We start from the raw sequence: 19,161 nt of genomic DNA on the forward strand, positions 1-19,161 counted from the left end.
AGAACGACGCCATGACCCCGACATTCAAGGACAAGATTGCCCGTGCGCCGAAAGCGGAGCTGCACATCCATATCGAAGGCTCGCTCGAGCCCGAACTGATTTTCGCGCTCGCGCAGCGCAACGGCGTGAAGCTCGCGTACGACTCGATCGACGCGCTGCGCGCCGCGTACGCGTTCACCGACCTGCAGTCGTTCCTCGATATCTATTACGCAGGCGCGAGCGTGCTGCTGACCGAGCAGGATTTCTACGACATGACGGCCGCGTATTGCGAACGCGCGCTCGCCGACAACGTCGTCCATACCGAACTGTTCTTCGACCCGCAGACGCACACCGAACGCGGCGTGCCGATCGAGACGGTCGTCGCGGGCATCGAGCGCGCACTCGCCGATGCCGAACAGCGCGGGCTGTCGAGCAAGCTGATTCTGTGCTTCCTGCGCCACCTGTCCGAAGAGGACGCGCTCGCGACGTTCGAATCCGCATTGCCGCTGTTCGAGCGCTATCGCCATCGCCTGATCGGCGTGGGCCTCGACTCGTCCGAGCTCGGCCATCCGCCGACGAAGTTTGCACGCGTGTTCGACAAGGCACGCGCGCTCGGGCTGAAGCTCGTCGCGCACGCGGGCGAGGAAGGCCCGCCGGCCTATATCTACGAAGCGCTCGACGTGCTGAAGGTCGACCGGATCGACCACGGCGTGCGCAGCATCGAGGACGCGGCGCTCGTCGAACGCCTCGCGCGCACGCGCACGGCGCTCACCGTCTGCCCGCTGTCGAACCTGAAGCTGTGCGTGTTCGACGACATGGCGAAGCACACGCTGAAAGCACTGCTCGACCGCGGTGTCGCGGTAACGATCAACTCCGACGATCCGGCCTATTTCGGCGGCTACGTCAATGAAAACTACTTCGCGACGGCCGAAGGGCTGCGCCTCACCGATGCCGAAGTCCATGCGGTGATCCGCAACGGCTTCGAGGCGTCGTTCATCGACCCGGCGCAGCGCGACGCACTGATCGCGCGCCTCGACGCGTACTGGCAGGCCGCGTGACGGCCCGCATCGAGGTGCGCCAGACAGATGAAACGCGGTAACGGTAACGGCATCCGCTTCGCGACTCCCGGTCCGGCCCTGCGTCGAGCCGAACGCATGCATGCGCCCGGCGCGAACGCGTTCAACGCGTTCGCTGCCCGCGTGGCGGCGACGCAGTCCGTCGCCGCCCGCCGGCGCGTGCGGTCGCGGCTTGCCGTCCCGTTCGCCGCCGCATCGGTCGCGATCGCCAACGCTGCGAGATTCGCGGGCAATCACGCGCTGGCGGCCGCGGCCGCCACGAACGCCTGCGCAATCGCATCCGGACACGCCGCACGCAGTGTGTCGCGGCGACTCGCGAAGCGCCGCCCAGCAGCCGCGCGGGCGGTGCCGTCCATGCCGTCGCCCGCGCGGCGTCGATCGCTTTCTTCTGTTCGCCTTACCTTGATGCAGGACCATTCGTCATGACGCAAACCGCTTTTCGTTCCCAACTGCTGACCTTCAACGGCGACCCGGCCAAATCGAGCCAGGCCGCGAACTACGAGACCGACGGCCTCCTGATCGTCGACGACGGCAAGGTCGTCGCGGCCGGTCCGTATGCGCAGCTCGCCGCGACGCTCGCGCGCGACGCGATCGTCCATGACCTGCGCGACAAGCTGATCGTGCCCGGCTTCATCGACACGCACATCCACTATCCGCAGACGGACATGATCGCGTCGCCGGCGCCGGGCCTGCTGCCGTGGCTCGACAAGTACACGTTCCCGACCGAGCGCCAGTTCGGCGATCCCGAGCATGCGCGCGAAGTCGCCGACTTCTTCGTCGACGAACTGCTCGCCTGCGGCACGACGAGCGCGCTCGTCTACTGCACGGTGCACAAGCAGTCGGCCGACGCGCTGTTCGCGGCGAGCGATGCGCGCGACCTGCGGATGATCGCGGGCAAGGTGCTGATGGACCGCAACTGCCCCGAATTCCTGCGCGACACCGCGCAATCGGGTTATGACGACAGCGCCGAGCTGATCGGCCGCTGGCACGGCAAGGGCCGCCAGATGTATGCGCTCACGCCGCGCTTCGCGCCGACGTCGACCGAGGCGCAGCTCGAAGCGTGCGGCGAACTCGCGCGCCGCCATCCGGACGTGTTCGTGCAGAGCCACGTCGCGGAAAACGTCGATGAAGTGAAATGGGTGGCCGAGCTGTTCCCCGGCCATCGCAGCTATCTCGACATCTACGACCGCTACGGGCTGCTGCGACCGCGCGCGGTGTACGGCCACTGCATCCACCTCGACGACGAGGACCGCCGCCGGATGGCCGAGACACGCACCGTCGTCGCGCACTGCCCGACGTCGAACTTCTTCCTCGGCAGCGGGCTGTTCGATTTCGACAAGGCCGGCGAATACGACGTGCCCGTCACGCTCGCCACCGACGTCGGCGGCGGCACGTCGTTCTCGATGCTGCAGACGATGAACGAGGCGCACAAGGTCGCGCGGCTGTCGGGCCACCACCTGACCGCGACGCGGATGTTCTGGCTCGCGACGGCCGGCGCCGCGCAGGCGCTCGACCTCGCCGACACGGTCGGCACGCTCGCGCCGCGCACCGAGGCCGATTTCGTCGTGCTCGATCCGCAGGCCACGCCGCTGCTCGCGCGCCGCACGAAGCGCGCGGATTCGCTCGAGGAGCTGCTGTTCGCGTTCGCGCTGCTCGGCGACGACCGCGCGGTGTACCGCACCTATGCGGCCGGCAAGCTCGTCCACGAACGCGGCGCGGCCCGCCGCGCGGCCGCAGCGTAACGGCTTACCGGGCTTCCGTCCCGGCATGCGCGGCGACGCATCCACCACCGCGCATGCCGGGTAGCCGAAGGCGCCACGCGCCACGCGCCGATCGTGTCCCGTGCGCCTCGCAACCCTACCCGGCCGCATTCCCCCGCGCGACACACCGTGCTAGAATTCGCCGCTCATTGGGGAGTAGCCGCTCCGCTCGATGTCCCGCGCCCCCGGCGCGCATCGTGACGGAGGCGTCCGTCAACAGACTTGGCCGTTCGGCCATGGCGGGCGCAGCCACCTAGGCCTGGCGAGACCGATGGTTCACAGTGCGCCGCATCAGGGCCCGGCGCGCTGTGGATCGTCGCTCGCACGCACAACATCGGCCCGCGGAACCCCATACGTGTCTCAAGCCTTCCTGATTTCCACCGGCGCCGTCGCCCTCGCTGAAATCGGCGACAAAACCCAGCTGCTTTCCCTCGTACTGGCCGCGCGCTATCGCAAGCCGGTGCCGATCATCCTCGGCGTGCTCGTCGCGACGCTCGTGAACCACGGTTTCGCCGGCGCGCTCGGCGAATGGCTCGGCGCGCTCGTCACACCGTCGATCATGCGCTGGGCGCTTGCGTTCTCGTTCATCGCGATGGGGTTGTGGATCCTCGTGCCGGACAAGCTCGATGCCGACGAAGCCAATGCCAACCGTTCGCGGCTCGGCGTGTTCGGCGCGACCCTCGTCGCGTTCTTCCTCGCGGAAATGGGCGACAAGACGCAGATCGCGACCGTCGCGCTGGCCGCGCGCTTCCAGGACTACATCGGTGTCGTGGCCGGCACGACGTTCGGGATGATGCTCGCGAACGTGCCGGCGATCCTGCTAGGCGACCGCTTCGCGCACCGTCTGCCGACGAAGCTCGTGCACGGCATCGCGGCCGTGCTGTTCGTCGTGCTCGGCGCGCTGGCGCTGCTGGGCGTCGGGGCCTGACGGCAGAAGGTGGCTGGCGCGGCCGGGCGGCCGCGCCGTTGCTGACGCAGCGTTACTTCGCGAGCGCCGCGCCCGAAGCCGGCGCAGCCGGCACCGCACGTTCGTTGGCGGCCGGCGCCGCCGGCCCGCCGCGCTTGTCGACCGGCAACCGGACCGAGCGGACCGCGCCGTTCGACAGCGGGAAATCGGCGAGCGCGCTGCGCGCAAGGAACGGCATCGCGTACAAAAGCGTGCCGTTGTCGCCGGTCGTGCGCGCGGACACGTTGTAGACCTCCTTGCCCGTCGCGCGCTCGGTGATGCGGATGCCGAGCGTGTAGTCGAACACCTGGTACGTCTGCGCGACGTAGCCGGCCGGCATCGGCCCCCAGGGCCCCCACGGGCCCCACGGCCCGTGCCGCCAGTACGGCCCCGGCCCGACGAACCAGGGGTCGTAGTAGACGGGTTGCGGCACCGTCACGAGATCGCTGCCGACCGCATAGGTCAGCCCGACGAGATACCGCGCCTGCCCCTGCGGCACCTGCCGGAACGCATACGCGGACAGCTCGCTCGCGACGATCGGCTCGTAGGTCGACTGCTCGATGCTGTTCTTCTGCGCCTCGGTGCGCGTAAACGCATAGGTGCGTGTCGCGTCGCTGCCGCTCCAGTCGGAGAAGGCCGTGACCTGGGTCGTCACATAGCTGGTACAGCCTGTCAGCAGCGCCACGCACAGCGCCGCCGCCCAGCCCGCACCGCGAAAAATCCATTCGCGTTTCATGTTGATCCTCGTCGATCCGTCACCCGTTCGTCGCACCGCGCGAACCGGACGGGATGCCGATAATACGCGGACTGCCGAAAGCGGTAAAAAGTTCGCGCGGCACGCAGCCGCAAGCCTTTGTACAATGGCCCGGTTCGCCCGGCCCGTGCCGCGGGCCCGTCCCCCACTCCACCGATCTCGACGACCATGTCCGACAACGCCTCCTCCACCGTGATCCGCCGCGCCGACTACACGCCGCCGGCCTTCCTCATCGATTCCGTCGCGCTCGAATTCGATCTCGCGCCGGCCCGCACGATCGTCAGGAATACGATGCGCGTGCGCCGCAATCCGGACGCCGCGCCCGCGCCGCACCTCGAGTTGATGGGCGAAGCGCTCGAATTCCTCGACGCACGGCTGGATGGTGCGCCGTTTGGCGCCGTGCGTGCGCACGAGCACGGGCTGACCGTCGAGAACGTCCCCGACGCATTCGAGCTGACGCTCGAAAGCGCATGCGCGCCCGACCAGAATACGACGTTGTCGGGCCTGTACGTGTCGAGCGGCAACTTCTTCACGCAATGCGAAGCCGAAGGCTTCCGCCGCATCACCTACTTCCTCGACCGCCCCGATGTGATGGCCTCGTACACGGTCACGCTGCGCGCCGACAAGGCCGCGTACCCGGTGCTGCTGTCGAACGGCAACCTCGTCGATTCGGGCGACCTGCCCGACGGCCGCCACTTCGCGCAATGGGAAGACCCGTTCCGCAAGCCCAGCTACCTGTTCGCGCTCGTCGCGGGCAAGCTCGTCGCGATCGAGGAAAAGATCACGACCGGCTCGGGCAAGGAGAAACTGCTGCAGGTGTGGGTCGAGCCGGCCGATCTCGACAAGACGCGTCACGCGATGGATTCGCTGATCCACTCGATCCGCTGGGACGAAAAGCGCTTCGGCCTCGAGCTCGATCTCGACCGCTTCATGATCGTCGCGGTCGGCGACTTCAACATGGGCGCGATGGAAAACAAGGGGCTCAACATCTTCAACACGAAGTACGTGCTGGCGAACCCCGAGACCGCGACCGACACCGACTTCGCGAACATCGAATCGGTGGTCGGCCACGAGTACTTCCACAACTGGACGGGCAACCGCGTGACCTGCCGCGACTGGTTCCAGCTGAGCCTGAAGGAAGGCCTGACGGTGTTCCGTGACCAGGAATTCTCGGCCGACATGGCCGCGGGCGACGAAGTCGAATCGGCGGCGCGCGCGGTCAAGCGCATCGAGGACGTGCGCGTGCTGCGCCAGCTGCAGTTCGCCGAGGATGCGGGCCCGATGGCGCACCCGGTGCGCCCGGAGAGCTACGTCGAGATCAACAACTTCTACACGATGACCGTCTACGAGAAAGGCTCGGAAGTCGTGCGGATGTATCAGACGCTGTTCGGCCGCGACGGCTTCCGCAAGGGGATGGACCTGTACTTCAAGCGCCACGACGGCCATGCGGTGACCTGCGACGACTTCCGTCACGCGATGGCCGACGCGAACGGGCGCGACCTCGCGCAGTTCGAGCGCTGGTACAGCCAGGCCGGCACGCCGCGCGTGTCGGCGCGCACCGCGTACGATGCAGCCGCGCGCCGCTATACGGTCACGCTCGCGCAGGGCTACGGCGACGCGTCGCCGGCCGCGCGCGAAACGCAGCAGGGGCCGCTGCTGATTCCGTTCGCGATCGGCCTGATCGGCCGCGACGGGCGCGACCTGCCGCTGCGCCTCGACGGCGAAGCCGCCGCATCGGGCACGACGCGCGTGCTCGACTTCACCGGCACCGAGCAGACCTTCACGTTCGTCGACGTGCCCGAAGCACCGCTGCCGTCGCTGCTGCGCAATTTCTCGTCGCCGGTGATCGTCGAGTACGACTACAGCGACGACGATCTCGCCTTCCTGCTCGCGCACGACAGCGATCCGTTCAACCGCTGGGAAGCCGGCCAGCGCCTCGCGACGCGCGCGCTGCTGACGCTTGCAGCACGTGCCGCCGCGAACGAGCCGCTCACGCTCGGCGAGAACTTCGTCGCCGCGTTCCGCCGCGTGCTGACCGATGCGACGCTGTCGCCGGCGTTCCGCGAACTCGCGCTGACGCTGCCGTCGGAAACCTATCTCGCCGACCAGATGGCCGAGGCCGATCCGGCCGCCGTGCATCGCGCGCGGCTGTTCGTGCGCCGCCAGCTCGCGACCGCGTTGCGCGCCGACTGGCTCGCCGCGTACCAGCAGCACCAGACGCCCGGCGCATACGAACCGACGCCGGAGGCCTCCGGCCGCCGCGCGCTGAAGAACCTCGCGCTCGCGTATCTGGCCGAACTCGACGACCCGGCCGACGCCGTGCGCCTTGCGACCGCACAGTACGACGCGGCGAACAACATGACCGATCGCGCGGCCGCGCTCGGCGCGCTGCTGTCCGCCGCGGCCGCGGGTGCGGACGAACCGGCCGAGCATGCGCTCGACGATTTCTACCGTCGCTTCGAGAAGGAAGCGCTCGTGATCGACAAATGGTTCGCGATGCAGGCGGCGCAGCGCGGCACGCCCGCGCAGCCGACGCTCGCGAAGGTTCGCAAGCTGCTCGCGCACCCCGCGTTCAACCTGAAGAACCCGAACCGCGCGCGCTCGCTGATCTTCAGCTTCTGCGCGGCCAACCCCGCGCAGTTCCATGCGGCGGACGGCTCGGGTTACGCGTTCTGGGCCGAACAGGTGCTCGCGCTCGACGCGATCAACCCGCAGGTCGCGGCGCGCCTCGCACGCTCGCTCGAACTGTGGCGTCGCTTCACGCCCGCACTGCGCGACCGGATGCGCGCAGCGCTCGAGCAGGTTGCCGCCGGCGCGAAATCGCGCGACGTCCGCGAGATCGTCGAGAAGGCACTCGCCTGACGCAAGCGACCGCATCGCGCCTGCGCGATAAAGCCGGTGCCGCGTGACGCGGCGCCGGCTTTTTTATTTTGCGCGAGTGCGATTGGAACCGGGCGGAATCGCGGGGTCCGATCGCGCAATTTGCCGCCGCTGCGATGCGCACCTCGCCCGTCGCCGACACCGGAAACCGGGCCGATCCGGCCGCCCGGCCTTGTAACCGGACGAAAAAAGCCGGCGGCACGCGAGGCGCGACGGGTAAAATTGCGGCAATTCAAGGATTCTTTGGCCTTTCGGAGTCTGTCATGTCCATTGCCCGCCGCACCACGCTGTCGAAGTTCCTGATCGAACAGCAACGTGAGACCAACAACCTCCCCGCCGACCTGCGCCTGCTGATCGAAGTCGTCGCCCGCGCGTGCAAGGCGATCAGCTACAACGTGTCGAAGGGCGCGCTCGGCGAAGCGCTCGGTACCGCCGGCAGCGAGAACGTCCAGGGCGAAGTGCAGAAGAAGCTCGACATCCTGTCGAACGAGATCCTGCTCGACGCGAACGAATGGGGCGGCAACCTCGCCGCGATGGCGTCGGAAGAAATGGAAACGTTCTTCCCGATCCCCGCGAACTACCCGCGCGGCGAATACCTGCTCGTGTTCGATCCGCTCGACGGCTCGTCGAACATCGACGTGAACGTGTCGATCGGCACGATCTTCTCGGTGCTGCGCTGCCCGGACGGCAAGCAGGCCACCGAGGAATCGTTCCTGCAGCCCGGCACCGAGCAGGTCGCGGCCGGCTACGCGGTCTACGGCCCGCAAACGGTATTCGTGCTGACGACCGGCAACGGCGTGAACTGCTTCACGCTCGACCGCGAAGTCGGCTCGTGGGTGCTCACGCAGAGCAACATGCAGATCCCGGCCGACACGCGCGAATACGCGATCAACGCATCGAACGCGCGCCACTGGTACGACCCGGTCAAGCGCTATGTCGACGAGCTGAACGCCGGCAAGGACGGCCCGCGCGGCGACAACTTCAACATGCGCTGGATCGCATCGATGGTCGCCGACGTGCACCGGATCCTGAACCGCGGCGGCATCTTCATGTACCCGGCCGACAAGCGCACGCCCGATCGCCCGGGCAAGCTGCGCCTGATGTACGAAGCGAATCCGATGTCGTTCATCGTCGAACAGGCGGGCGGCGCCGCGACGACCGGCACGCAGCGCATCATGGAAGTGCAGCCGACGGGCCTGCACCAGCGCGTGCCCGTGTTCCTCGGTTCGAAGAACGAAGTCGAGCGCGTCACCGGCTATCACGACGAAGCCGAATAATTTGCACTGCAGCACTGGACGGAGATGCGCGACGCAAGTACAATCGCGCCTCGCGATGTGGCCCTGACCGGCCGCATCGCAGTGAAGTGAAAGCGGGAAGTCCGCCGGATCGATGGTTTCGCGAAGCAACAGCAGTAGCAAGCTGAAAAAAAGTTCGCAAAACCTATTGCCAAGATCTCGGATTTGACCATATAATTTCATTTCTCTGCTGCCGGTGTAGCTCAGTTGGTAGAGCAGCGCATTCGTAATGCGAAGGTCGTAGGTTCGACTCCTATCTCCGGCACCAAGACATAAAGGTCTGACAAGCATCGCTTGTCAGACCTTTTCTCTTTTCCGGCGCCGAAATCGTACGCCCGCCCTCTCCCGCGCCACGTCCGCTTGCGCGGCATCTCCCGCGTCGCGCTCCGGCGATTGAAATCGCCGGACCGCTCTGCCCTCTCCCGCAACACGGCAACCACACTCCGCGCACCAACCTGACCGATCTCGTCGCACCGCGCTTCACCGCGTTCTGCTCACGCTCGATGGCGTGTCCGATCCGGGCGCTGGCCGATCTCGACCGACGCCTGCACAATGCGCGGATACCGTTCGCACTCGTCACGCTCGCACGGCACGCGGCGCTGCGGCAACCGGCCTGTGTCGGCCATGACGACGACAGCCGGCTGTTCGACATGTACGGTGCGCGCGACGGCACCGTCAACCTGGGGCGCACTGACGAACAAGTACTCGACCGCTGGCAAGACGCTCGCACCGACGACACGGCCGCCGCGCTCGAACGCGCGCTCCGTCCGCACGCATCGACCGATCCTTAGGAGACCGCATGATGCCCGACGCCGAACGCGACACGCCCTATACCGACCTGTTCCGCATGATGCCCCATCTCGGCGAAGCCGACGCATCGCTCTTTCTCGCCCGTTTCGCACTGCTGTCGATCGAGGCGATCGGCGATACCGCGACCGTCGCGCGGCTGATCGTCGACGCAGGCAACGGACTGCCCGATGCGGGCATGCAAGCGTCGACGCACGAAGGGCATGGTTCCTGACTGACGGACTTTATCGACGACCATTTCTTACGGATTCATTGCGCCACGCATCGTCCGCGCACGAGCCGCACCGTACGCAGACGAATTCCCTGGAAAATCCGCATAAGGGTGCATAACATTACTTAACGATTCTGACCCGTCTATCGCGTTACATTGCGTGGGCGGCGCGGCGGGTCGCAATGCCGCCTTCACCCAGCTTGCGGCGCGACAGCCGAAGTCCGGTCATTTCGACTCAACACAAGGAGAGGACCACCATGACTCATGGCTTGATTATGTGGCTCATCATCGGCGCGATCGCCGGCTGGCTTGCCGGCGTGCTCGTCAAGGGCGGCGGCTTCGGGCTGATCGTCGACATCATCGTCGGGATCGTCGGCGCGGTGATCGGCGGCTGGCTCGCCGGGCTCCTCGGCATCAGCATCGGCAGCGGCTTCATCGGCTCGGTGATCGTCGCGGTCATCGGCGCGGTGATCCTGCTGTTCGTGATCCGGCTATTCAAGCGAGCGGCCTGACGCTTCTCTCCACGCGCCTTCGGGCGCGTTTTCGCATCAGGCCGGCGCGCGGTCCGTTCGCCGCGCGCCACCGGCTCGTTCAGCGCTTCACGCGCCGCGACCAGCCGCCGGGCACGTCGGCCGCCAGCAATCCGCTGCGCGCTGCGCGTGCGCCATCGCGCCCGACCCACACGGTGCGCGGCATTTCCCCTCTCCATCCCGCATCGAGCGCCGCGAACCACTGCGCACCGCCGGCCGCGAACGATTTCACAGCGACCACTTCAGTTCTCCATAGAACGTTCGGCCCGGATACGGATGGAACACGTAGTAGCGGCGGTCCGTCAGGTTGTCGATGCCGACCGACGCGGTCCAGTGACCGTCGAAGCGGTAGCGCGCCTTCAGGTCGACGACCGTGAACGAGCTCGTGCCGCCGTAGACGTCCGGATTCACGTCGCTGTTGTCGAGCGTGTTGAACTGGCGGCCCGAATAGCGCACGCCGACGCTCGCAAGCCAGTGCTCATCGAAGCGATACGACGCGAGCAGGTTCGCGCGCATGCGCGGAATACGTGGAAAGCGCGAGCCGACATACGCGGGATTCGCGGCATCGGCGAGGATCTGCGCATTGCTCGCCGATACGTTCGCGTCGATCGCGAGCCCCTTCAGCCCGACGTTCTCGCCGCTGAATGCGAGTTCGACGCCGCGCACGCGCACGCGGTCGACGTTCGAGATGTTGGTGACGGTCGACGCGCCCGACACGGTCGTCTGGCTGTAGATCGAATCGCGCAGGTCGCTCTGGAACACGCTGGCGCGCACGACGCCGACGCCCACGTCGTGTTCGGCCGTAAAGTCCCAGTCGATCGCCTTTTCCGGCCGCAGGTTCGGGTTGTTGTTGACGATCGCGTTGTTCGAGATCGTGCCCTGGAACAGCTCGCCGACCGTCGGGAATCGCGTGCCGGTCGCGAACGACAGCCGGAAACGCCAGACGTCCGTCGCGTCCCACTGCAGCGCGACTTTCGGTGACAGCGCGTTCGCGCCGCGGTCCGCATAGCCGAGCGTGCCGGTCGCGTTGCCGAGCGCGCCGCCGTACGCATCCCAGCGCTCGTAGCGCAGCCCAAGCGTCGCGAGCCAGCCCGGCGCGAAGCGCCACGCATCCTGCCCGAACAGCGCCTGCGTACGCGTATCGCCGCGATAGACGCTCGACAGCGACGTGGTCGGCCCGGCCAGCCAGTCGGCCGTGTTGTACGTGACGTTGCGCAGGAAGTAATTGTCGTAGTGGTAGCCGAACGTGAACGTGTGCCCCTTCACTTCCGGCGCCTCGGCCTTCAGGTCGAGCGTGCGCCAGCCCGTGCCGTCGCCCTGGAACAGCGTGCCCGCGCCGCCCTGCACGGTCGACGCCGCGCGCAGCACGTCGCGCGACACGTCGTACGCGGACACGACGCCCGACAGCCGCCAGCCGGAATCGAGCCGGCCGTTCAGGCCGAGCGCATACAGCCAGTTCTCCTGGTCGCCGCGCTGCGGCGCGAACGCATTCGGCGCGATGGTCATGTTCCGGCCGCCGATCGACACGTTGCCGCCGTAGACCGGATTGCCGGCCGCATCGCGCAGGAAGGTCTCGCCGTGCTGCCGGTAATGGTTCTCCCAATGGCCGAGCGTGAGCGTCGCGTCGACGTGGTCGGTGAACGCATAGCCCATCCGGACCGTCTCGTTGAGCTGCTCGGTCCGCTCGATCGTCTGCGCGCCGACGATCGTCCGCGGCTTGCCGTTGGGCCCGATGTCGGTCGCGGCGCCGGTCACGGGCACGGCAGCGCCCAGCTTCGGGTTGTAGGCCGGATTGGGGCTCGCGTACTGCATCGGCTGCCCGTTGTTCTCCAGCCGGTCGAGCGACAGCGCGAACCAGAACCGGCCGATGCGGTTCGCGACCCGCGCGGTCTGGTGATTGCCGCCGAAGCTGTCCGCGAACCCGTAGCCGTCGTGGTAGCGCTGCGTAAAGAACTGCGTCGACAGCGACGCCTCGAGTTTTTCCGGGCGGCGCGTCGTGAGCAGCACGGTCGAGCCGATCGAGTTGCCGGGATACAGCGCGGAAAAGGGGCCATAAAGCACGTCGACGCGCGCGATGTCGTCAGGCGGAATCAGCGACCAGCGCGGCGGGTACGCGTAGCTCGAGCCGAGCAGGTTCGACAGCAGCACGCCATCGGCATAGACAAGCCCGCGTGCGCTCTGCAGTTCGTTGAAGTCGCGGCCCGCGAACACGCTGTTGCGGTCGCCGATATAGCGCTTGCGAACCATCAGGTTCGGTGCGTATTTCAGCGCGTCCTCGGTGGTGACGTTGGTATGCGTATCGATCTGCTCGCGCGTGATCGACTCGACGACGGCCGGCGTATCCGGATCGACGGGTTGCCGCTGCGCGGTCACGCTAACGGCGGTCAGCGTATCGCCGGCCGGTGCAGCCGACGCGGCTGCGACTGCAGAGGCCGGCGCGGCACCGGCTGAACGATCGATACCGCTGCGGGCCGGATCGTTGCGTGCATCATCGGGCGAGGCCGCGTGGGCGGCTGGCCACGCGAAAGCGGCCGCGCACGCGAGCGCGAGCCGGCCGCGCGACGACCGCGCGACGAAGGTAGACGACATGAGTGAATTCCTGAAAACGTGATCGGACGCCGCCGGACACGAGCGGACACGCCGCGCACGAACGGCGCGGCGCGCGGGCCCGGCCGCGGGCAGCACGCGCGCCACCGGGGCGCGCGAACGACATCAATCAGATCGGGGCGTTTTCAGGCGGGGCGCGCGGCTGCGCGAGACGAATGCCCTTGCGGGGGAAATCGGGAACGGCCGGGGTGGCCGCGCGGTAGGCGAACGTCCGTACGAAGCCCGGCATAGCGGGCAGGCTCGCGCCGAGTGCGACGTTCGCCGCGAAGCCCGGGCAGTACACGCAGTGCGGCACGCCGGCATGATCGAACGACGATGTGTCGCGGTCGTCGCCCGACTGCGCGAGCACGACCTGGCGGGCGCCCGCTGCACTGCACAACTCGAGCGTGAGCTCGCCGGAGCCGCTCGACGCAAGACGCGCATAGCCGATGACGGGCGACAGTACGTTCAGTACCAGCGCCAGCCATACAAGGCCGATCCATCGCGTCGTTCGTTTCATCGCGGTCCAGGAAAAAGTGCGCGCAAGTATAACAAGCGGCCCGATCGTTACCGATCGCTCAGGACGCAATAGTCGGCATCGCAGCGCATGTGCCGTTAATACAACAGAGACAAAATCTAACGATTCGTCTCTGGCACAAATCCAAGCACGAGGTTGATAATCATCGAACCTGCTGGAGAAACAACCATGGACGAAAGACCAACTCGCATGCCACCGCCCGAGCAAGTGATGAGCCCGGATCCGGAACCCGTCGGCGTGGAATTCCTCGCCGAATTGCCCGAGCACGTCCGGGCATTCTTCGACGAGCAGCACAAGCTGTACTCGCCGAAGTGAACGCCTGTTCGGTTCTGTAACCGCCGCGTGTCGATCATCGCTATCGTGCGGTTCATCGCTGCGCATCGCGCGCAATTCGCGTCGCGCCCGGGCTGCAACAGCCTGACGGTGCCGGATCAGCTCGCCTGCTGATTCTCCTGTCGCGTCGCTACGCCGCGCGAGTGTCTTCGTCTATTCTTCTGGTTTTCCACGTCCGGCCCGCCCGGCTCTCCCGATCATTCCGATGAAGCAAGCCATTCGTGCCAGCGTCGCTGTCGCCGCGCTCGGCGTCGCCCTCTTTTCGTCGCCGCGCATCGCCAGCGCAGACGGCGATGACACCGCCCTCACCAACGTCGTCGCGCTCGCGTCACAGCGCCTCGCGCTCGCCGAACCGGTCGCGCGATGGAAATGGGCGAATCACAAGGCGATCGAGGACCAGCCGCGCGAAGCGGCACTGCTCACGTCGGTCGAGAAGCGCGCGGTGGAGGCCGGCGTCGATCCTGCGTTCGCACGGACGTTCTTCGAGGATCAGATCGCTGCGAGCAAGGACATACAGAACGCACTGTTCGCGACCTGGCGCGCGACGCGGCCGCCCGAGGGCACACCGCCCGATCTCGCGACCAGCACGCGCCCGGCGCTCGACCGGCTGACGCAGAAAATGCTCGCGGGCCTCGCGCAAGTCGCGCCGCTGCGCGATGCGCCCGATTGCCAGGCGCGGCTTGCTCGCAGCATCGCGAACTGGAAGACGCTCACACGCTACGACTCGACGCAGACGCGGGCGCTCGACACTGCGCTGTCGCATGTCTGTTCGGCCGGCGGCGCAAGCGCGATCGGCTGACGCGGCAGGCAGGCACCGCAGGCGCGGATTGCGCCGCTGCGCTCAACCTGCGGGCGTCAGCGCAGCAAGCGGGATCAGTTGAAGCCCGCGCGCGAGATGCGTCTGCAGCAGGCGATGAGTAAAGGGTTCGAACGTGCCGTCCGCCGCGTCGGCCACGAGCCGGGCGGCCGCATCGAGCGATTCGGCCGAACCGAGGTAGCGCCAGCCGTCGATCACATGGAACAGGCGGCGCTCGCCGTTCGCCTCGAACGCAACGGCCCCGTCGAACGGCCAGGGCGCACCGCCCGCACGGGCCGTATCGGCCGCCGGGCGCCGGTTGTACGACGGACGCAGCCGGGCGATCCATTGCGCTTCGGCCAGCATCGCGCCCAGTTCATTACCGGTCTCGTGCCATTCGACACGCCGCACCTGCTGCGCGAGCCGCATCTCCTTCGACGAGCGCCGCTCGCCCGTCAGCAGCGCACGCAGCCGCTGCCGCACGCGCACGCTGCGACCGACATACAGCGCTGCGTCACCCTCCCCGAACAAAGCGTATGCGCCACACCCGGCCGGCGCGGTGTCGAGCCAGGCTTCGGTCAGATCGCCGGCCAGACGGAAGTGGCGCGTCGTACGCGCGATCTGGTCGCGCAGCCGCTCGAGCGGCACGATGTCGTGCAGCTGACGCCAGAACTGCCAGAGCAGGTCGGCATCCGCGAGCGCCCGGTGGCGCGCAGCCGGAACGAGACCATGCCGTTCGATCAACGCATCGAGCCCGTGCCGCGATTCGCGCGGGAACAGCGCGCGTGACAGCCGCACCGTACACAGCACATCGGGATTGAACGCGAAGCCGGCACGCTCGAACTCGGCGCGCAGGAAACCGCGGTCGAAACTCGCGTTGTGCGCAACGAACAGCTTGCCGTCGAGCCGCTCGAACAGCGCCGGCGCAAGCGACGCGAACGACGGCGCGTCGCGCACCATCTCGTCCGAAATGCCCGTCAGTTGCTGGATGAACGGCGGAATCGACTGGCCCGGATTGACGAGCGTCGTCCACGTCGACACGCCGAGCGGGCCGATTTCGACCACGCCGATTTCGGTGATGCGATGCTCGGCGGACGAGCCACCGGTGGTTTCAAGGTCGACGAAGACGAGCGGTTGTTCGCTGGCGGGATCGGACAGGCGGGAATCGGACATGAAAAGACACGGAAACGATGCTTCCGTGAGTATGCACCGGCACGCGTGTTCGCCGCCAGCACGGACGGGAACGATCCGCCCCCGGAAAACAAAAAGCCCCCGCCATGCGGGGGCCGGACGTGATCGGCAATGCGTGGCGCGTCAGACCGCCTGGATATTCGCTGCCTGCTTGCCTTTCGGCCCGACTTTCACGTCGAATGAAACACGCTGGTTTTCCTTCAACGTCTTGAAGCCGTCCATCCGGATTTCGGAAAAGTGCGCAAACAAATCTTCGCCGCCATTGTCCGACGTAATAAAGCCAAAACCTTTAGCATCGTTAAACCATTTCACGATACCGGTATCCATGTCTTCGTTCCCCACTCGTTTAGATCAAAAAAGCTATTTTTATAGCCGTTTCCCGAAATCCCGAAACATTGCGCCAGCACCCGCACCGGCACGCCGCCCGAGGACGGAGTGCTGACTTTATAAATTGGACAATCCGGGTGCGTCAAGAAAATTTTTGACGACCTCTTTATCAAAAAAGCGCTAATGCCATTGGAATCGGTACCCCATCGCCTTTGATTAATTGATTCCCATCAAAAACCTGTCAATATTACCGGGATCGGATCAGCAATAATCTCGACCATGAAAATCCTACCGGGGACAAATCGACTCGGTAAAATCCTCGGGTTTTTTCCGGGTTGCGGAAATCCGGGGACGTTGCGATGCTGGTGTAACGCCGAAAGGAAGGAGAAGGTCATGTGGCTGGACGGAATCAAGCGCTTCGCGAGCCGGCTCGGACGCGTACGTCGCAAGTCCCGCGCCTTGGCCGAGTCCGCTCGCGAAGCGCCGTGCGACACCGAGTTCGATACGACGTGGCACGGCGATCACTGGCAGAACCTGCTCGCATCGCCGCTGGACGCACGCCACTACGTGATGGAAGACTGGACCTATACGCCGCCGCACACCGAGACCGAGGAAGCTGCGCCGGCGGGCAAGCGCAAGAAGCGGCGCTCGTACGCGCAATAGCACACGGAAAGCGGGCAAAAAAAAAGCGCGACTGGGAAGTCGCGCCGACAAAGGTTTGGAGATCTTTTCCGTCAACGAAAAAGTCTGCTTCGGAAAGCAGAGATCGCAGTATAGCGAGAGAACAACCTTTCATTAGCCATGCTCCACACAAACCTCTATTGCCGATGCGTCAATAATCGCGCTAGAGCTGCCGCCCCCTCCTTCTGATCGCCTGTCGCGATCACGCAACGCCCGTTACGCAGTCCTGATCACAATTTCCATTCGCTGCACTGCCGCAAACCCTTGATGGATAACGGTTTCCACATGTTTGTCTATCTTTGCGGATTCCAAAATACACTATTGCTTAAAGCGTGACCCTCGTCCGCTCCGAGCACTCCGTACACTGCAAATGGCTTTCTGATACGCGCACCGCCGCTCTGCCGGGCCGGTCACAGCGTCACCCAAACATGCCGGTTCGGCAGCAGGTTCGATCGATATCATCCTGTTTGGAGACAGATCCATGAAAAAGACCCTGATTGTCGCCGCCTTGTCGGGCGCGTTCGCGACCGTCGCCCATGCGCAAAGCAGCGTCACGCTATACGGACTGATCGACGCCGGCATTACCTACACGAACAACCAGCACGGCCACAGCGCGTGGCAGGAAACGAGCGGCTCGATCAACGGCAGTCGCTGGGGCCTGCGCGGCACCGAGGATCTCGGCGGCGGCCTGAAAGCGATCTTCACGTTGGAAAACGGCTTCGGCATCAACAACGGCACGCTGAAGCAGAACGGCCGCGAATTCGGCCGGCAAGCGTTCGTCGGCCTCGCGCACGACAGCTACGGTTCGCTGACCTTGGGCCGGCAATACGACAGCGTCGTCGACTATCTCGGCCCGCTGTCGCTGACCGGTACGCAGTACGGCGGCACCCAGTTCGCGCACCCGTTCGACAACGACAACCTGAACAACTCGTTCCGGATCAACAACTCGGTCAAGTACCAGAGCGCGAACTACAACGGGCTGAAGTTCGGCGCGTTGTACGGCTTCTCGAATTCGTCCAGCTTCTCGAACAACCGTGCGTACAGCGTCGGCGCGTCGTACAGCTTCATGGGCTTCAACGTCGCGGCCGCGTACATGCAGCTGAACAACAACATCAATTCGCTGGCGCTCGCGGCAACCGATCCTGGCGCGGTCGCCGGCGACTGGACCTTCGCGGCCAGCCGCCAGCGCACCTGGGGCGGGGGCCTCAACTACACGTTCGGGCCAGCGACTGCGGGCTTCGTGTTCACGCAGACGCGCCTGACCAATTCGGCCGGCATCAGCGCGGGCCAATCCGGCGTGTCGGGCGGCATTCCGCTGGCGGGGGGCACCCGCTTCAACAACTACGAACTGAACGGCCGCTATGCGCTCACGCCGGCGCTGTCGCTCGCGGGCTCGTACACGTACACCGACGGCCGTCTCGACGGCCAGAAGCCGAGTTGGCACCAGTTCAACCTGCAGGCCGACTATGCGCTGTCGAAGCGCACCGACGTATACCTGCAGGGCGAATATCAGCGGGTGCTGGCGGACGGCCTGCCGATCGGCGCCAACATCAACGGGCTGGGCGCCGCATCGTCGACCAACAAGCAGATCGCGGTCACGACCGGCCTGCGCCATCGCTTCTGAGCGACCGGCGCATCCGCTTCACGCCGGATGACGAAGCGCCCCGTCGGGGCGCTTTCTCTTTGCCGGAATACGTGGGCCGCCGCTCAGGCGCCCGGTGCCGGATAGCGGACGTCGAGTATGTCGATCGGCTGCGGGCCGGCCGGCGTCATCAGCGTAACGGTATCGCCGATCTTCGCCTTGATCAGCGCACGCGCGACCGGCGAAATCCAGCTGACGCAGCCGTGGTCGAGATCGACCTCGTCGATCCCGACGATCGTGACCGTGTGGTCCTCGCCGTCCGGCGTCTCGTAATCGACCGTTGCGCCGAAGAACACCTGGTCGACATTCTCCTGACGACTCGCGTCGACGACCTCGGCGAGATCGAGCCGCTTCGTCAGGAAGCGGATGCGGCGATCGATCTCGCGAAGCCGCCGCTTGCCGTAGATGTAGTCGCCGTTCTCCGACCGGTCGCCGTTCGACGCGGCCCACGACACGAGCCGCACGACCTCGGGGCGCTCGACGTCGATCAGGTTCAGCAGCTCGTCCCGCAGCCGCTTGTGGCCGGCCGGCGTGATGTAGTTCTTCGCGCCCGCGGGAATCGCGGGTTGAGCCTGGTCGAGATCGTCGTCGTCACCGTCCGACTCTTTGACAAACGCCTTGTTCATGATGCAGATTCAACACGTGGATGACTGATGCTCCAAGGGTACACGAAGGGCGCCCCGCCAAGGTCGCGCCGCGTAATTCGCGAATAAGGCTTCCCTTTTTATACAACCCTGCTATAATTTCGCTTCTGCGTGCGGCTGTAGCTCAGTTGGATAGAGTACTTGGCTACGAACCAAGGGGTCGTGGGTTCGAATCCTGCCAGCCG

Annotated in this window: 19 protein-coding genes, 2 tRNA genes, 1 pseudogene and 1 riboswitch; of the genes and pseudogenes, 15 read left to right on the top strand and 7 right to left on the bottom strand. The window is 66.0% G+C overall.

Features of this window, described 5'->3' with window-relative positions; genetic code table 11:
• Nucleotides 1–11 precede the first annotated feature (11 nt).
• From KVT39_RS05775 to KVT39_RS05790, 4 genes are all read left to right on the top strand, one after another.
• Complete coding sequence (locus KVT39_RS05775) at nucleotides 12–1,037, top strand: adenosine deaminase (protein WP_034183002.1); 1,026 nt, start codon at nucleotides 12–14, stop codon at nucleotides 1,035–1,037.
• 27 nt (nucleotides 1,038–1,064) lie between these two features.
• Nucleotides 1,065–1,481 carry a hypothetical protein gene (locus KVT39_RS05780; protein ID WP_175748803.1) on the top strand — a complete coding sequence of 139 codons (417 nt, stop codon included), beginning with the start codon at nucleotides 1,065–1,067 and terminating at the stop codon, nucleotides 1,479–1,481.
• Nucleotides 1,478–2,797 carry a guanine deaminase gene (gene guaD, locus KVT39_RS05785; RefSeq protein ID WP_034183001.1) on the top strand — a complete coding sequence of 440 codons (1,320 nt, stop codon included), beginning with the start codon at nucleotides 1,478–1,480 and terminating at the stop codon, nucleotides 2,795–2,797. Before KVT39_RS05780 ends, guaD begins: the two co-directional genes overlap by 4 nt.
• Before the next feature lie 157 nt (nucleotides 2,798–2,954).
• Nucleotides 2,955–3,092, top strand: a riboswitch (yybP-ykoY riboswitch).
• 78 nt (nucleotides 3,093–3,170) lie between these two features.
• A complete protein-coding gene (locus KVT39_RS05790; protein ID WP_059448199.1) occupies nucleotides 3,171–3,743 on the top strand; it encodes a TMEM165/GDT1 family protein in 573 nt (190 codons plus the stop codon).
• A gap of 52 nt (nucleotides 3,744–3,795) precedes the next feature.
• On the opposite strand, the gene KVT39_RS05795 is transcribed toward KVT39_RS05790, so the two are convergent.
• On the bottom strand, nucleotides 3,796–4,497 hold the full coding sequence (locus KVT39_RS05795) for a DUF4136 domain-containing protein (RefSeq protein ID WP_034182999.1): 702 nt from the start codon (nucleotides 4,495–4,497) through the stop codon (nucleotides 3,796–3,798).
• Nucleotides 4,498–4,683: 186 nt separating this feature from the next.
• Between KVT39_RS05795 and pepN the strand changes: the two genes are divergently transcribed.
• The 6 genes from pepN to KVT39_RS05825 all read left to right on the top strand — a co-directional run bounded on the left by pepN (nucleotide 4,684) and on the right by KVT39_RS05825 (nucleotide 10,220).
• Nucleotides 4,684–7,377 carry an aminopeptidase N gene (gene pepN, locus KVT39_RS05800; RefSeq protein ID WP_217588125.1) on the top strand — a complete coding sequence of 898 codons (2,694 nt, stop codon included), beginning with the start codon at nucleotides 4,684–4,686 and terminating at the stop codon, nucleotides 7,375–7,377.
• Between the two features lie 281 nt (nucleotides 7,378–7,658).
• Nucleotides 7,659–8,672: a class 1 fructose-bisphosphatase gene (locus tag KVT39_RS05805; RefSeq protein WP_034182997.1), complete on the top strand. Its 1,014-nt coding sequence runs from the start codon at nucleotides 7,659–7,661 to the stop codon at nucleotides 8,670–8,672.
• Nucleotides 8,673–8,882: 210 nt separating this feature from the next.
• Nucleotides 8,883–8,958 (top strand) — tRNA-Thr (locus KVT39_RS05810).
• A 235-nt stretch (nucleotides 8,959–9,193) separates the two neighbouring features.
• Nucleotides 9,194–9,481: a hypothetical protein gene (locus tag KVT39_RS05815; protein WP_217588127.1), complete on the top strand. Its 288-nt coding sequence runs from the start codon at nucleotides 9,194–9,196 to the stop codon at nucleotides 9,479–9,481.
• 8 nt (nucleotides 9,482–9,489) lie between these two features.
• The gene (locus KVT39_RS05820; RefSeq protein ID WP_217588131.1) at nucleotides 9,490–9,711 is read left to right on the top strand and encodes a hypothetical protein; all 222 of its coding nucleotides are present in this window, start codon (nucleotides 9,490–9,492) and stop codon (nucleotides 9,709–9,711) included.
• Nucleotides 9,712–9,965: 254 nt separating this feature from the next.
• Nucleotides 9,966–10,220 (top strand): GlsB/YeaQ/YmgE family stress response membrane protein, encoded by a 255-nt coding sequence (locus KVT39_RS05825; RefSeq protein WP_034182994.1) that lies wholly within the window; start codon nucleotides 9,966–9,968, stop codon nucleotides 10,218–10,220.
• A 79-nt stretch (nucleotides 10,221–10,299) separates the two neighbouring features.
• Here the strand turns inward: KVT39_RS05825 and KVT39_RS05830 are convergent.
• The 3 genes and pseudogenes from KVT39_RS05830 to KVT39_RS05840 form a co-directional block, all read right to left on the bottom strand.
• Nucleotides 10,300–10,434: pseudogene (locus KVT39_RS05830) on the bottom strand (TlpA family protein disulfide reductase); the annotation flags it as partial.
• Nucleotides 10,435–10,466: 32 nt separating this feature from the next.
• Nucleotides 10,467–12,827, bottom strand: a complete 2,361-nt coding sequence (locus tag KVT39_RS05835) for a TonB-dependent receptor (protein WP_217588133.1) — start codon at nucleotides 12,825–12,827, stop codon at nucleotides 10,467–10,469.
• 127 nt (nucleotides 12,828–12,954) lie between these two features.
• Nucleotides 12,955–13,344, bottom strand: coding sequence for a DUF2946 domain-containing protein (locus KVT39_RS05840; RefSeq protein ID WP_034182992.1), 390 nt, complete (start codon nucleotides 13,342–13,344; stop codon nucleotides 12,955–12,957).
• A 228-nt stretch (nucleotides 13,345–13,572) separates the two neighbouring features.
• Here KVT39_RS05840 and KVT39_RS05845 point away from each other — a divergent pair, with 228 nt between their 5' ends.
• Both KVT39_RS05845 and KVT39_RS05850 read left to right on the top strand, forming a co-directional pair.
• Nucleotides 13,573–13,677: a chorismate mutase gene (locus KVT39_RS05845; RefSeq protein ID WP_162484450.1), complete on the top strand. Its 105-nt coding sequence runs from the start codon at nucleotides 13,573–13,575 to the stop codon at nucleotides 13,675–13,677.
• A 223-nt stretch (nucleotides 13,678–13,900) separates the two neighbouring features.
• A complete protein-coding gene (locus KVT39_RS05850; protein WP_175748799.1) occupies nucleotides 13,901–14,494 on the top strand; it encodes a chorismate mutase in 594 nt (197 codons plus the stop codon).
• A 42-nt stretch (nucleotides 14,495–14,536) separates the two neighbouring features.
• On the opposite strand, the gene KVT39_RS05855 is transcribed toward KVT39_RS05850, so the two are convergent.
• The gene (locus KVT39_RS05855) at nucleotides 14,537–15,664 is read right to left on the bottom strand and encodes an exonuclease domain-containing protein (RefSeq protein WP_175748798.1); all 1,128 of its coding nucleotides are present in this window, start codon (nucleotides 15,662–15,664) and stop codon (nucleotides 14,537–14,539) included.
• A gap of 141 nt (nucleotides 15,665–15,805) precedes the next feature.
• On the bottom strand, nucleotides 15,806–16,009 hold the full coding sequence (locus KVT39_RS05860) for a cold-shock protein (RefSeq protein WP_006476615.1): 204 nt from the start codon (nucleotides 16,007–16,009) through the stop codon (nucleotides 15,806–15,808).
• Between the two features lie 393 nt (nucleotides 16,010–16,402).
• Between KVT39_RS05860 and KVT39_RS05865 the strand changes: the two genes are divergently transcribed.
• Together KVT39_RS05865 and KVT39_RS05870 are read left to right on the top strand one after the other, a co-directional pair.
• Nucleotides 16,403–16,672, top strand: a complete 270-nt coding sequence (locus tag KVT39_RS05865) for a hypothetical protein (protein WP_034182989.1) — start codon at nucleotides 16,403–16,405, stop codon at nucleotides 16,670–16,672.
• Nucleotides 16,673–17,171: 499 nt separating this feature from the next.
• On the top strand, nucleotides 17,172–18,314 hold the full coding sequence (locus KVT39_RS05870; protein WP_034182988.1) for a porin: 1,143 nt from the start codon (nucleotides 17,172–17,174) through the stop codon (nucleotides 18,312–18,314).
• A gap of 83 nt (nucleotides 18,315–18,397) precedes the next feature.
• Here the strand turns inward: KVT39_RS05870 and greB are convergent, their stop codons facing one another.
• Nucleotides 18,398–18,958, bottom strand: coding sequence for a transcription elongation factor GreB (gene greB, locus KVT39_RS05875; RefSeq protein WP_034182987.1), 561 nt, complete (start codon nucleotides 18,956–18,958; stop codon nucleotides 18,398–18,400).
• 131 nt (nucleotides 18,959–19,089) lie between these two features.
• Here greB and KVT39_RS05880 point away from each other — a divergent pair.
• A tRNA-Arg gene (locus KVT39_RS05880) sits at nucleotides 19,090–19,161 on the top strand.

Origin of the sequence: Burkholderia sp. GbtcB21 (assembly GCF_019091065.1) — a bacterium.
Taxonomy (GTDB): domain Bacteria; phylum Pseudomonadota; class Gammaproteobacteria; order Burkholderiales; family Burkholderiaceae; genus Burkholderia; species Burkholderia pyrrocinia_C.